Raw genomic sequence first — 14790 nt, 5'->3', positions numbered from 1 at the left:
TAGGCCGGGGAATCGATCAGGGCGCGCTCGCAGAACATCGAGTGGTGGCGGCCGGCCAGTTCTTCATCCGTGTAGCCGGTGACGGCCAGGAAGTTGTCGTTGGCGCGCAGGATGTTGCCGTTCAAATCAAATTCGATGATGGCTTGGGCACTGTCGAGTGCGGCGTAGATGGCGCGCAGGTCTTGCAGGTCGCTGCTCGATTCCAGGTAGATCGTTTCCATAAGTCCGATGAGTGGGTGGTGGGGGCGCCACAGCGGCGCGACTCGATACAGAGCAACATAATGCCGCAAATTCGGAAAACAGTAAATCCTGCAAAGTCGAAAGACATGAGTTGAAGCCATGCTGTTGTCGCACGACAACAATAGCGATTAGTCAAGCCTATGGCGCGGCTGTATTACTGGCCAGATTGCCTATGCGATAAGGAGACAGGAAAGTAATGGCGAGGCGATAACAGATCCGTGGAAATCGGTAGCGATGTTCCCGCACAACAATAAAAACAGCAAAGACGAAATATTTTTCTTGAGAAATTCAGCAAACTCGCTACAATCCACTCCATCGACAAACCAGCAAATACGAAACACACCATGATGACGCCTCCGACCCACCGTTCGCCAGAAAGGAATTCCATGTTCATCCGCTTCCTGAATATCTTCATGTTCTTCGCCGCCGTGCTGGCCGGCACCAAGGTGTTCGCTGCCGACGCCGCCCAGCCGGTCGACGTGCGCCTGCAGGCTTACCAGGTGGTGGCCGCCACCAAGGACGCCGCCGAGAAGCTGGTCCCTGCCACCGTCGCCAACCCGGGCGACACCATCGAATACCAGGTGACTTACCAGAACAACGGCAAGCTGCCCGCCAAGGCGGTGGCCGCCACCCTGCCGGTGCCGGAAGGCGCGATGGCCTACCTCGACGGCAGCGCCGCCCCGAAAGCGGTTCAGGCCAGCCTCGATGGCAAGCAGTTTTCCCCGATTCCCCTGACGCGCGAAGTCACGCGCGCCGGCAAGCGCGTCATCGAGACGGTTCCGCCTGCCGAATACCGGTTCCTGCGCTGGGAACTGGGCGACCTCGCCCCCGGCAAGGCCGCGACCGTGACCTCGCGCATGCGCGTGGCCGGCGCCCGCTCCTGACCTCCGGTCGGTAGCGGCCTTCGATTCGCCGCTGTCTCATAGTTTTTTCTTAGTTCTTTTTTTATTGGCGCGATCAGGCGCGGGCCCCGTCACGCCCGTCGCAAGCGCAAACCTTGAGTTTTTAATAATTAACCACCCCTTTTCACGAAGGAACCCACCATGAAGACCCGTCTCACGCTCGTCGCCGCCGCCGCTACCCTGATGGCCGCCAATGGCGCTTACGCCGCCACCGCCGCCGGCACCCAGATCAGCAACACCGCCAGCGCCACCTATTCGGATTCGACCGGCGTCAAGACCGTCCAGTCGAACACCGTGGTCACCACCGTGCAGCAGGTCGCCAGCCTGACCCTGTCGGCCGGTACCAGCAAGAACGGCGCCGCCGGCGCGACGGTCGTGTACCCGCACACCATCACCAACACCGGTAACGCCGCCGACACCTTCAACCTGACGCAGACCAACACCGGCGTGTTCCAGATGGCCAACGTGCAGTTCTTCCCGGACACCGACGGCGACGGTAACGCCGACGCCGGCGCCGCCGCCATCACCGTGACCCCGAGCGTGGCCGTGGGCGGTACCTATAAATTCGTGGCCGTGGCCACCCTGCCGGCCGGCGCCGCCACCGGCACCACCAACGGCCTGACCGTCAAGGCCGCCAGCGTGTTCACCGCTGCCACCTCGCAGACCGCGGTCGACACCACCACCGTCGCCGCAGGCGCGGCGCTCGACCTGACCGCCAACGGCTTCGGCTCGACCGCACTGGGTTACGGCGCCTACGTCGACGGCGGCGCCGCGCTGGAAACCAAGACCACCACCGCCGGCACCATGACCCGCTTCACCCTGTACCTGAGCAACAACGGCGGCACTCCGGACACCTTCAACCTGCAGGCCAGCACCGACGGCAACTTCGGTACCCAGACCCTGCCGGACGGCTGGACCGTGGTGTTCAAGGACGCCAACAACCAGGTAATCACCGCCGCCACCGTGGCCGCCGGCGCGCATCCGGTCGTATACGCCGAAGTCACCCCGTCGGCCGGCGCTACCGTGGGCACCACCGACATCTACTTCCGCGCCATCTCGGGCACTACCGGCGTCACCGACAAGATCCGCGAAGCGGTCACCATCGTTGCTGCCAACTCGCTGCTGGAACTGGTCAAGGAACAGGCCCTGGACGCCGACTGCAACGGCGTGATCGAAGGTGCCTTCACCAAGGACCCGATCACTACCGGCGCCGTGCCGGGCGCCTGCCTGCGCTACCGCATCACCGCCACCAACAAGGGCGCGACCCAGATCACCGCGGTGGTGATGACCGACAACATCCCGGCCAACACCGTGTACCACGACGCCGCCGCCGCTTCGACCCTGCTGGGCAACATCCTGGCCCCGCTGAACGGCCTGGTCGGTTCGGTTACCGCCAACGTCGGCGCCCTGAATCCGGGCCAGTCGAACGCGATCCAGTTCGGCGTGAAGATCAACCCGTAACCGGGCGTAGAGCAAGACCGCAGCAAAGCAACACCGAAGCAACACAAAGTCCGCGCCCGCCTCCGGCGGCGCGGCCCCGAACACCTCAAGACTCCCGCGTACCATGACCTCTCTCATCCGACTTGTCATCCAGCTCTTCATCGGCGCCGTCGCGCTGCTGTCCCTGAACGCGGGAGCCGCCATCGTCAACCAGGCCAGCGCTACCTATGCCGGCCCGACCGGCGCCAGTGCCACCGTGCTGTCGAACAGCGTCCGCGCCAGGTTGCGCGACACCATCACCTACTACACCTCGGCGTCGTTCTCGAGCGTGGCGCGTGCGGTGCGCACCAGCGGCGACCTGTATGTGCAGGTCGAGGCCGTCGAGTGCGATGCAAATCCGGCCGTCGCCGAAATCATCGGCGTTACCATTTCCTCGAAAATGACCGGCGACAGCGAGCTGTACTGGGCCCAGGAAACCGGTCCGGATACCGGCATCTTCCGCATCAGCGCCACCGCTGCCGACCGCCGCGCCGTCCAGGCAGCCGCCGCCGCTGCGGCTGCAGAGCAGGCAGCGCGCGACGCCGAACTCGACGGTGACGAAGGCGTGCGCGGCGTACGCAACGCCAGCACCGCCGGCAACACCATGAGTACCGCCGGTCAGACCGATGACGACAAGATCGACGTGCTGCCCAATGACACCCTGACCGCCTCGATCAACGGTTGCGGCAGCGGCCCGATCTCGACCAACGTCCTGGTCGACCCGATCGGTATCGTGTACGACAGCAAGACCAACCAGCCGATCCCGGGCGCCACCGTGACCCTGATCGACGTCACCGGCGGCGGCAACGGCGGCAATCCGGGCGGCCCGGCCGTCGTGTTCGACGTCGACGGCGTGACCCGCATGCCAAGCACCGACATCACCGACCTGGGCGGCATGTACCACTTCCCGCTGGTCGCCCCGAGCTTGTACCGCCTGGTGGTGATCCCGACCAACAACTACGGCTTCCCGTCGAAAGTCAAGGCGGGCGACCTGCCGGCCGGCCGCGAAACCAATCTGTACGGCTCGTATGGCGGCGAATTCACCGTCAGCGCCGCCAGCGGCGTGGTCACCATCGACGTCCCGCTGGACCCGATCCCGGGCACCCTGTACCTGGAAAAGAACGCCTCGCGCGCCCAGGTCGAAGTCGGCGACGTGCTCGACTACACCATCCGCGTCCACAATACCGCCGAGCAGGAACTGGTCGGCGTGGTGGTCGAGGACACCCTGCCGGCGGGTTTTAGCCTGGTGCCGGGCAGCATGCGCCTGGACGGCGCGGCGCTGGCCGATCTCGAGAACCGCGGTCCGCTGCTGCGCATCCCGGTGGGCCGCATCGACGCCAAGTCGAACCGCGTGCTGCGCTACCGCGTGCGCATCGGCGCCGGCGCGCTGCAGGGCGACGGCATTAACCGCGCCCAGGCCACCAGCGCCGCGCCGCTGGCCTTTACCAGCACCGTGGCCGCAGCCAAGGTGAAAGTCTCGGCCGGCGTGTTCAGCGAAAAGGGCTACATCATCGGTAACGTGTTTGCCGACTGCAACGCCAACGGCCTGCGCGACAAGGGCGAAATGGGCGTGCCGAACGTGCGCATCTGGCTCGAGGACGGGAGCTTCTCGCAGACCGACGCCGACGGCCGCTACAGCTTCAGCGACGTCACCCCGCGCACCCACGTGGCCAAGGTCGACAACAACACCCTGCCGGCCGGCGCCGAACTGGCGATCCTGTCGAACCGCAACGCCGGCGACGCCGGCAGCCGTTTCGTCGACCTGAAGGACGGCGAAACGGCCAAGGCCGACTTCGCCATCGCCGGCTGCAGCGCCGCCATCAACGACACCATCGCCGCCCGCGCCGCCACCCTGCGCGCCGCCGCCAAGGCCGCCGCCGAGTTCGGCGCAGCACCGGAAGCTCCTAAAGCCGCCGCCGCCAAGGCCGACCTGGCCGCCATGGACAACAGCCTCGGTTTCGTCGACCTGGTCGATGGCGCCGTCCTGAGCTCGACCCAGGCCACCGTGCGCGTGAAAGGCACCGCCGAATCGACCGTGGTCCTGAGCGTCAACGGCCAGGAAGTGGCGGACAGCCATGTCGGCCAGCGCGCCGTGCTGGCCGAGCGCCAGATCGAAGTGCGCGACTACGTCGGCGTCACCCTGCAGCCGGGCCGCAACGTGCTCGAGGTCGCCCAGCGCGACGCCTTCGGCAACGCCCGCGGCAGCAAGAAGATCGAGGTGGTCGCACCGGGCGCCCTGGCGCGCCTGCACGTGGCGCCGCAGAGCGAAACCGCGCCGGCCGACGGCCAGCGCCAGGTGGCGATCCGCGTCACCCTGGAAGACGCCGCCGGCGTGCCGGTTACCGAGCGCACCGCCGTCACCCTGGACGCCAGCGCCGGCGCCTGGGAACAGGCCGACCTGGATCCGCGCGAGCCGGGCCTGCAGGTGTTCATCGAAGGCGGCAGCGCCGAATTCATGCTGCGCGCCCCGGCCCAGGCCGCCGAAGCGCGCCTGCTGGCCGCCAGCGGCGACCTGAAGGCCGACAGCGTGCTGCGCTTCGTGCCGGACCTGCGTCCGCTGGTCGCCGCCGGCGTGGTCGAAGGCGCCGTCAGCTTCAGCCGTTCGCGTGGCAACACCGCCAATCCGCGCCGCGACTTCAACGGCTTCGAAGACCGCCTGCGCCAGATGGCCGAGAGCGACGACAAGCAGGGCCTGGCCGCGGGTGCCCGCACCGCCATGTTCGCCAAGGGCCAGGTCGGCGAAAACACCCTCCTGACCATGTCGTACGACACCGACAAGGACACCGAACCGAAGCTGTTCCGCGACATCGACCCGCTGGCCTACTACCCGACCTACGGCGACGAATCGCGCCGCGGTTTCGAGGCGCAGTCGACCAGCCGCCTGTTCGTGCGCGCCGAGCGCGACCGTTCGTGGATCATGTACGGCGACTTCGTGCCGCCGAGCGCCACCCCGGCACGCAACCTGGGCGCCTACACCCGCAACCTGACCGGCCTGCGCCAGCACGCCGAGCTGGGTGGCCTGACGTTCGAGTCGTTCCTGAGCTACGACAGCACCCGCCAGATGGTGGAAGAAATCGCCGCCAACGGCACCTCGGGCCCGTTCCAGACCGGCGGCGGCATGATGGTCATCAACAGCGAGCGCGTCGAGATCGTTATCCGCGACCGCAACCAGACCGGCCTGATCCTGTCGCGCCGCGCCCTGGTGCGCTACGCCGACTACGACATCGAGCCGCTTACCGGCCGCATCCTGCTGCGCGCCCCGGTGGCCAGCCTGGACCCGGACCTGAACCCGGTCAGCCTGCGCATCAGCTATGAAGTCGACCAGGGCGATCCGCGCTTCTGGGTCGGCGGCGCCGCCGCCCAGTACAAGATGGGCGACGCCGTCGAAGTCGGCGCTTCGGTGGTCGAAGACCGCAACCCGGTGGCCCCTACCCGCCTGGCCAGCGTCAACGCCACCGTCAAGCCGGACGAGAAAACGACCGTGATCGTGGAAGCGGCGCAGATGGAGAAATTCGAGAAGACCGGCCGCGCCGCCCGCATCGATGCCACCCGTAATGATGGCAAGCTCGAGAGCCACCTGTTCGCCGGCCGCGCCGATGCCGACTTCGACAACCAGTCGAGCACCCTGCCGAAGGGCCGTACCGAAGGCGGCGCCCGCGTGCGCTACCGTTTCGACGAGCGCACCAGCGTCAACGTCGAGGCGCTGCACACCGGCGACCTGGCCACCGATGCCAAGCGCAACGGCGTGCAAGTGTTCGGCGGCTACACCTTCGCCAACGGCGTGCAGGTGGAAGCCGGCGTGCGCCATGCCAAGGAAGAAGCCGGCGACAACGTGGTGCTGGCCAATCCGGACCTGACCAGCGTGCGCGGCAAGGTCGCGATGCAGATCCCGGGCCTGCCGCAAGCCGGCGTGTTCGTCGAAGCCGAGCAGGACATCAAGGACAGCGGCCGCCGCATGCTGGCCCTGGGCGGCGACTACCGCTTCGCCGGCGGCAGCCGCGTGTACGGCCGCCATGAGCTGATCAGCAGCCTGGGTTCGACCTACGCCCTGAACCAGGGCCAGGAACGCCAGGCCACCGTGATCGGCGTCGACACCGACTACATGCAGGACGGCCGCGTGTTCTCCGAATACCGCGCCGGCGGCACCTCCCCGGCCGGCTCCATCATGGGCGAGCGCCAGGCCGAAGCGGCCCTCGGCCTGCGCAACCTGTGGACCCTGGGCCAGGGCGTGCGCGCCAACACCAGCTTCGAGCGCGTCAAGGTGCTGTCGGGTAACGCCGCCAACGAAGCGGTCGCCGTCACCGGCGCCATCGAAGTCAACCGCCACCCGCGCTGGAGCGGCAACGCCCGCCTCGAACTGCGCCACGGCGAAGACAGCGACGGCGTGCTGAGCACCCTGGGCCTGGCCTACAAGATCGACGAAAGCTGGACTTTCCTCGGCAAGAACACCCTGGCGGCAAACCGCGCCAACGCCACCAAGGCCATGCGCGTGACCGAAGTGCTGCAGAGCGGCGTGGCTTACCGCGCGCTGGAATCGATCGGCGTCAACGGCCTGGCCAAGTACGAATACAAACTGGAACGTGACGACGGCCTGGCGGATTTGAAACGTTCTGTGCACGCGGTATCGGTGAACGCCAACTGGCAGCTGCGCCGCGACACCGTGCTGAGCGCACGCTACGCCGCCAAGCTGGCCAGCGACCGTTCGGGCGGCCTGTCGACCCGCACCGTGACCCACCTGGTGGCCGGCCGCGCCACCTACGAGATCAACGAAGATTGGGACATCGGCGCCACCGCGCAAGTGCTGCTCGACCGCGACACCCGCGGCCGCCAGTACGCCGCCGGCGTCGAAGCCGGCTACCAGCTGCAGAAGAACATGTGGGTCTCGGCCGGCTACAACTTCATGGGCTTCAAGGAACGCGACCTGGCCGGCGCCGACGCCACCGCCAAGGGCCTGTTCGCCCGCGTGCGCATGAAGTTCGACGAGAACACGCTGCAGGGCCTGCTGTCGGGCGACCTGCTGAAGTAATCCAGTGAAATAAAGAAAATTACAGGATTCGACATGAAATACCTTCTTCCGCCCCTGGCCTGGCTGAACCATATCGTGATCACCCTGGTGCTGCTGGCCGCGGGCCTGTTCGGCGCCTCCTCGGCCCAGGCCGCCTGCACGGCCACCGGCGCCTGCATCACCGCCGGCCCGCGCCTGGCCAGCGTCGACACCAACAAGAGCGCCCTTCTCGGCCCGCTGCTGGGCGGCATGCTCGGCACCGGCGTGTCCCTGAATGCGGTGGACTGGAACGCGCTGGCCGGCGGCGATCTGAACCTGCTCAACACCCTGAAGCTGCTGCAGACCCAGCTCAATCTGTCGAGCCCGTCGCAGGCGCTGGGCGCCAGCGTCACCCTGGCCCAGATCGCCAACGCGCTGTCGCTGGAAGCGCAGGCCGAAGCCAAGCCGCAGCTGGCCTCGGCCCTGTCCGGCCTGGCCTCGCAGCTGAACGGCGTCGGCGGCACCGTGCGCCTGGGCGACCTGCTGCAGCTGACCGCCAATACTGGCAGCCTGGGCACCACCACCGTCAACGCGCTCGACATGTTCACCGGCCTGGTGCAGCTGTATAACCGCCGCAACGTGCTCACCACCCCGACCCCGATCGGCATTTCCGGCGGCCTGCTCGGTTCGCTGGGCGTGGTCAACAGCCTGCAGCTGTATGCGCAGGCGATCGAACCGCCAGTGTATGTCTGCGGCCCGACCGGCTCCAGCTTCCACTCGGCCGCGATCCGCATCAAGCTGAAGATGGACCTGGTGACGCTGGCCCCGGTTACCAATACCCTGGTCGGCCTCGGCCTGCTGCAGTCGGCCTCGATCGCGATCGGCAAGCTCGACGTGTACGTGGACGTGGCACGCGGCGAAGGCAGCCTGGCGGCGGTGGATGCCGTCGCCAGGAGCGTCACCCTGCAGGTGGCGCCGGGCGTGGCCGACGTATACATCGGCAGCATCTCCGATGACGTGTTCTTCAACCGAACGCGCAGCATCACCGCCGCCGACGTCGATTTCGGCACCGTCGGCCAGTTGCAAGCCACGCTGGCGTTGGGCCTGGCCTCGGTCAACGTGCCGCTGCGCGTAAAGAGCATCGTCAAGGGCGAAGCGCCGTTCGCGCGCAGCGTGACGATGTCGGGCAACTTCCCGCAGACCCGCACCGTCAGCACCAGCACCGTGTTCGTCACCAACGCCGCCAACAGCCTGGTCAACAACCTGCAGATCGACAGCATGCCCTTGCTCGGCCTGCTGCAAGGCGTGGTCGAGCCGCTGGCCAAGACCCTGGTCACCAAGACCATCACCCCGGTGCTGGCGCCGGTGCTGAGCGGCGTCGCCGATCCGCTGCTCAAGCTCCTGGGCATCGGCCTGGGCCAGATGGTGGTCACGGTGGAAGGCATCTGCCAGACCTGCGACGACTTCAAGCTGAGCAAGACCGCGGACAAGGCGAACGCCACCCCGGGCGCCACCATCGTCTATACCATCAAGTACGAAAATACCGGCACCACCACCATCAACGACCTCAAGATCAGCGACGCCACGCCGGCGTTTACCACCTACACCGACAGCACCTGCGGCGCCCTGCCCTCGGGCCTGAGCACCTGCACGGTGTCGGCCAAACCGGAGCCCGGCGCCAACGGAAAAGTGGAATGGGGCTTCACCGGCACCCTGGCACCGGGTGCCTCGGGAATGGTGACGATTACCGTCACCGTGCAATAGTGCGCCGCTTGCACCGACCGTAAGTTACAATCGAGAAATTAGTTACCACCTTTCACTATCGCAAAGCGTGATAATTTGATAGATTGCTGACTTGCCCAGCTGTATTGCTCATCCGCCATCGCGCGGAAGCCGCCATGCATCGTGCGCCGTGCCCCATCCGAGGGCGGCGCCAGGGCTCTTTATCCTTGCTGAACAGAACCCATGACATCGCACAGTAATACGCCGCCCTCGCAGCCCGACCCCGCCTCCGCCGAAGTTTGCTCGACCAAGGAGGCCGCCAGTCTGCTGGGCGTGTCGCACCGTACCGTGCAATTGTGGGTCGAGAGCGGCGTGCTGCAAGCCTGGAAGACCGCGGGCGGGCACCGCCGCATCCTGCTGTCCTCGGTGCACCGGCTGGTGGCCCAGCGCAACCAGGCGGTGCAGGCCAACGCGCCCGCGCCGAGCGCGGCGCCGGCGCCGGAACCGGCTGGCCGCCGCATCGTGATGGCGGACGACGACGCCACCCTGCTGCGCCTGTACGAGCTGGAAATCTCGGGCTGGGGCCTTGATGCCGAGCTGATCAAGGCGCGCGACGGCTTCGACGCCCTGATCCGCATCGGTGAAGCGCGCCCCGATCTCCTGATCAGCGACCTCAACATGCCGGGCATGGACGGCTTCCGCATGGTACGCACGCTCCGCGCCGATCCGCGTTATGGCAAGATGGCGATCATCGTGATCAGCGGTCTGGACCGCGCCACGATCGCCTCGATGGGCTTGCCGGACGACATCCCGGTGTTTTCGAAACCGGTACGTTTCAACGAGTTGCGCGAAAAAGTCGAACAGATCCTCGCCGCCGACGGAGGGGCGGCGCCGGAGAACTAACAGGACCACGACATGAACATCGAGCCGGGCAGTATCAACGCCGACGCCTGCTTCCCCCTTCTCCAGACCGAGGCCGCGCGCCTGCAGGCCCTGCATGCGCTGGGCCTGCTCGACACCCCGCCCGAGGAACGCTTCGACCGCATCACCCGCCTGGCCTGCCGCCTGCTCGACATGCCGATCTCGCTGATCGCGCTGGTCGACCACGAGCGCCAGTGGTTCAAGTCGCGCGCCGGGCTCGATCTCGCCGAAACCTCGCGCGCCGATTCCTTCTGCACCTACACCATCCAGGACGAGCACGGCCTGGTGGTCCCGGACACCCTGCTCGATCCGCGTTTTCGCGACAACCCGTTCGTCAAGGGCGCGCCGAATGTGCGCTTCTATGCCGGCATTCCGCTGGCCGCCCCCGACGGCAGCCGGGTCGGCGCCCTGTGCGTGATCGACAGCGCGGTGCGCCGCCTCGACGAGTCGCAGATGCGCTCGCTGCGCGACCTGGCCGCGATCGCCGGCGAGGAGGTGCGCGCCGGCGCCGTAGGACGCCCGCTGCACGGCCCGGCGGGCGCGATGCCGTCCGGCTGGGAACGGGTGCTGGTGACCAACCTGGCCGACGGCGTGCTGATGCTCGATGGCGACGGCGTGATCGTCGCCGCCAACCGCTCGGCCGAAATGATCTTCGGCGGCGCGCCAGGCCAATTGACCGGACGCATCGCGCGCGAACTGCTGGACGAAGACCTGCGCCGCCTGCGCCTGGTCGGCGGCCTGCCCGAGGGCGTGCCCTATGAAAGCCGGGCCCGGCGCATCGACGGCGCGCCGTTCCCGATCGAACTGACCTACTGCGCCCTGTTGTGGGAAGGCCGTCCGATGTACGCCGCCACCGTGCGCGACATTTCGGCGCGGCGCGCGGCCGAGGAGCGCGGGCGCGCGCTGGAGACGCGCCGGCGCCACCACTTCGCCACCGCCACCCACGAGCTGCGCACCCCGATGTCGAGCGTGCTCGGCTTTTCGGAACTGCTGCTCAAGCGCGACTTCGATCCCGCCACCAGCCGCGAGCTGGTCGAGATCATCCACCGCGAGACGGGCCGCCTGGTCGACCTGGTCAACCAGCTGCTGGACCTGGCGCGCATCGAGGCCGGCGGCAAGGACGAACTCAAGATCCGTCCGGTGGCGCTGCCCAAGCTGGTGGCCCAGACCCTGAGCAGCATCGAAGGCCTGGGCCAGGCGCACCGGGTCAGCGTCGAGCTCGCCGACGGCCTGCCGCCGCTGGCGGCCGACGCCACCAAGCTGCAGCAGGCACTCACCAATATACTCAGCAACAGCATCAAATACTCGGCGCCGGACACACCGATCGTGCTGCAGGCCGCGCTGGAATTTACGAACGCACAACCGGAAGTCACAATCCGGGTGCGCGACCGCGGCTATGGCATGACGCCGGCGCAGCAGGCGCAGGTGTTCGATGCCTTCTACCGGGTGGACCGCGATTCGAACGTGCCGGGCAGCGGCCTGGGCATGACAATCCTGAAAGAAATCATCGACCTGCATGGCGGGCGCATCGTGGTCGAGTCGGCGGTCGGGGTCGGCACCGAAGTGATCCTGTACCTGCCGCCGGCGATGCCGAACTGAAGCGGGTCGAGCCCAGACGGCCTCGGGTGTACCGCCGGCGCCACAAAACCTGCGCACTGTTACGCCAGCCCATCAGTAATACGCCGGCACCACGCATTTGCCTTGACAGCCAAATGTGAAACAGTAAAATCGGTAAATATGAAAATTGCCGATCACCAAGCACCAGAACAGCCCGGTTTCGACCGCGCTGCGTTCTGCACCACCCGCCAGGCCGCGGCCCGGATCGGCGTTTCCCACCGCACCGTCCAGATGTGGGTCGAGAACGGCACGCTGCAAGCCTGGAAGACCGCCGGCGGCCACCGCCGCATCACCAACGCATCGGTCGAGCGCCTGCTCGAAGGGCGCCGCACGGCGCTGGCCGGGCATGGCGAGACGCCGCGTTCCGGCAGCGGCGCGCTGCGCATCGCGGCCGCCGCGGCCGCGCTGTCGGCGGCGGTGGTGGCGGCGCCCGAATTGGCCATTGGCGCACCGCGCCTGATGCCGGCCGAGCCGGCGCGCACGGTGCTGATCGTGGACGACGACCCGGCCCTGCTGCGTCTGTACGAACTTGAAATCTCGACCTGGGACCTGGACATTGCCGTGCGCAAGGCCAGCAACGGGATCGAGGCGCTGGCCCGGATCGGCGAAGCGCGGCCCGACGTCCTGCTGAGCGACCTGAACATGCCCGGCCTGGACGGCTTCGGCATGATCCGCGCCCTGCGCGGCGACCCGGCCACGGCCTCGCTGCCGCTGGTCGTGATCAGCGGCCTGGACAAGCCGACCGTACTGTCGATGGGCCTGCCCGCCGACGTCCCCTACTTTACCAAGCCGGCCCCGCTGGCGGCACTGCGCGCGGCGGTCACGTCGGCGCTGCCCAAGGCGGCCTGAAGCCGGATAGACAACCGAGACACCCCCATGAATGCGCCTGCAATGCAGCCTGAAAAGCAGCAGTCTGCCACCCCCACATATCCCCTGCCCGCCGACGAAGCGCAGCGGCTGCAGGTCCTGCTCGACCTGAACCTGCTCGACACCCCGCCCGAAGCGCGCTTCGACCGCATCACGCGGCTGGCGGCGCGCCTGTTCGGCGTGCCGACCGCGCTGGTCAGCCTGATCGACGCCGAACGCCAGTGGTTCAAGTCGCGGGTCGGCATGGACGTGCCGGAAACGCCGCGCTCGGCCTCGTTCTGCGCCCACGCCATCCTGCAGGACGACGTGATGGTGGTGCGCGACGCGCGCCAGGACGAGCGCTTCGCCCATACCCCGCTGGTGCAGGGCGACAATCCGGTGCGCTTCTACGCCGGCTCGCCGATCGCCAGCGATGACGGCCACCGCATCGGCACCCTGTGCATCATCGACCGCGTGCCGCGCGATTTCGGTCCCGAAGAACGCGACCTGCTGCGCGACCTGGCCGGCATCGTCGGCAACGAAGTGGCGGCGATCGAGCTGGCGCTGGCGGCCGAACGGCGCCGCCGCAGCGAGCACGCGGTGCGCGCCCTGCTCGACCACCTGCCGGACGGCGTGCTGCTGGTCGATGACAGCGGCGCCATTGTCTCGTGCAACGAAGCGGCCGAGCGCATGTTCGGCGCGCCCTGCACCGCACTGTCGCGCCAGCCGGCCGCCAGGCTGATCGGCATCGAGCCGAAGCCGGTGGTGCGCCACGACGGCAGCGCGCGCCGCATCGACGGCGGCCTGTTCGCGGCCGAGATCACCATCGCCGCCATGCCGCTCGACGGCCGCGAACACCTGGCGGTGACGGTGCGCGACGCCGCCACCTACCGCGCCGAGCAGGAACGGGTGCGCGCCGCCAACGAGCGCCGCCACAACTATTTCCGCACCGCCAGCCATGAGCTGCGCACCCCGATGGCCAGCATCCTCGGCTTCTCCGAACTCCTGCTCAAGCGCGACTTCGACGCCGCCACCGGGCGCGAGCTGATGGACATCATCCACCGCCAGGCCACCCGCCTGATCGGCCTGGTGAACCAGATGCTGGACCTGGCACGCATCGATTCGGGCGGCTCGGCCCAGCTGCATCCGGCCGTGCTCGACCTGCGCGAGGTGCTGGACAAGGTGCATGCCGGCTTCGAGAACCCGGAACAGGCGCGCCGCATCACGCTGGTGGCGGGCGCGCCGATGCCGAAGGTGTTCGCCGATCCGCTGCGCATTCAACAGGCTTTAGGCAATATCGTCAGCAACGCGCTGGCCTATTCGGCGCCGGACAGCGCGGTCGAAGTCGCCCTGCGCGAAGAAGCGCGCGACGGCCACGCCGGCGTGCTGGCGACCGTGCGCGACCAGGGCATCGGCATGACGCCGGAACAGAGCGAGCAGGTGTACGACGCCTTCTGGCGCGCCGGCGCCCTGCCCGACGTAGCCGGCAACGGCCTGGGCATGACCATCGTGCGCGAGATCGTCGACCTGCACGGCGGCGTGGTCGAGATCGACTCGACGCCGGGCGGCGGCAGCCAGGTGGCCTTGTGGCTGCCGGCAGCGGAGGGGCAAGCGAAGCAATGATGGTTCAAGGCAATACCAAACGCATTCTCGTCGTCGATGACCAGCAAGACCTGCGCCTCCTGATCCGCCTCAGCCTGCGCTCGCTGGGCGAAGTGGCGCAGGCGTCCAGCGCCGAGACCGCGCTGGCCACATTGCATGAAAGCGCCCCGGATCTGCTGATCCTGGACGTGTGGCTGGGAGAAGGGATCAGCGGGCTGGAGCTGTGCCGGCAGATCAAGGCCGATCCGCGCACGGCGGCGGTGAAAGTGATGCTGCTGTCGGCCTGCGGGCAGCAGAGCGATATCGCGGCCGGGATGGCGGCGGGGGCCGATTACTACATGGTCAAGCCGTTCAGCCCGGAAGTGCTGTATGAAGCGGCTGCGGGGTTGCTGGCGGGGTGAACTGCGCGAACCACTGCCCCATCCTCCAATTTGCACCCTCCAGACCGTCATTCCCGCGAAGGTGAACTGACCCCAA

The 14790-nt window shown here is 67.6% G+C and carries 10 protein-coding genes; 9 read left to right on the top strand and 1 reads right to left on the bottom strand.

The features are described from left to right. On the bottom strand, positions 1-221 hold a 221-nt coding region (locus tag RTQ83_RS23405; protein WP_312520208.1), incomplete at its 3' end, for a PAS domain S-box protein. Between the two features lie 405 nt (positions 222-626). Between RTQ83_RS23405 and RTQ83_RS23400 the strand changes: the two genes are divergently transcribed. The 9 genes from RTQ83_RS23400 (at position 627) to RTQ83_RS23360 (ending at position 14714) form a co-directional block, all read left to right on the top strand. Then, positions 627-1124 (top strand): hypothetical protein, encoded by a 498-nt coding sequence (locus RTQ83_RS23400; protein WP_312520205.1) that lies wholly within the window; start codon positions 627-629, stop codon positions 1122-1124. Between the two features lie 159 nt (positions 1125-1283). Then, entirely contained in the window at positions 1284-2603 is a 1320-nt protein-coding gene (locus RTQ83_RS23395) for a hypothetical protein (protein ID WP_312520203.1), read from the top strand. 103 nt (positions 2604-2706) lie between these two features. Continuing rightward, positions 2707-7647, top strand: coding sequence for an SdrD B-like domain-containing protein (locus tag RTQ83_RS23390; protein WP_312520201.1), 4941 nt, complete (start codon positions 2707-2709; stop codon positions 7645-7647). Between the two features lie 33 nt (positions 7648-7680). Then, a complete protein-coding gene (locus RTQ83_RS23385) occupies positions 7681-9369 on the top strand; it encodes a hypothetical protein (protein WP_312520198.1) in 1689 nt (562 codons plus the stop codon). Positions 9370-9570: 201 nt separating this feature from the next. Beyond that, positions 9571-10230 carry a response regulator gene (locus tag RTQ83_RS23380; RefSeq protein WP_312520195.1) on the top strand — a complete coding sequence of 220 codons (660 nt, stop codon included), beginning with the start codon at positions 9571-9573 and terminating at the stop codon, positions 10228-10230. A gap of 12 nt (positions 10231-10242) precedes the next feature. Further along, positions 10243-11847, top strand: coding sequence for a sensor histidine kinase (locus tag RTQ83_RS23375; RefSeq protein ID WP_312520193.1), 1605 nt, complete (start codon positions 10243-10245; stop codon positions 11845-11847). 138 nt (positions 11848-11985) lie between these two features. Then, the gene (locus tag RTQ83_RS23370; protein WP_312520190.1) at positions 11986-12714 is read left to right on the top strand and encodes a response regulator; all 729 of its coding nucleotides are present in this window, start codon (positions 11986-11988) and stop codon (positions 12712-12714) included. Positions 12715-12741: 27 nt separating this feature from the next. After that, a complete protein-coding gene (locus RTQ83_RS23365; protein WP_312520187.1) occupies positions 12742-14334 on the top strand; it encodes a GAF domain-containing sensor histidine kinase in 1593 nt (530 codons plus the stop codon). After that, a complete protein-coding gene (locus RTQ83_RS23360; RefSeq protein ID WP_312520184.1) occupies positions 14331-14714 on the top strand; it encodes a response regulator in 384 nt (127 codons plus the stop codon). Before RTQ83_RS23365 ends, RTQ83_RS23360 begins: the two co-directional genes overlap by 4 nt. Positions 14715-14790 lie beyond the last annotated feature (76 nt).

The sequence above is a fragment of the Massilia sp. genome (assembly GCF_031995545.1).
Lineage (GTDB): Bacteria > Pseudomonadota > Gammaproteobacteria > Burkholderiales > Burkholderiaceae_D > Telluria.
This window is presented reverse-complemented; position numbering and strand designations above follow the sequence as displayed.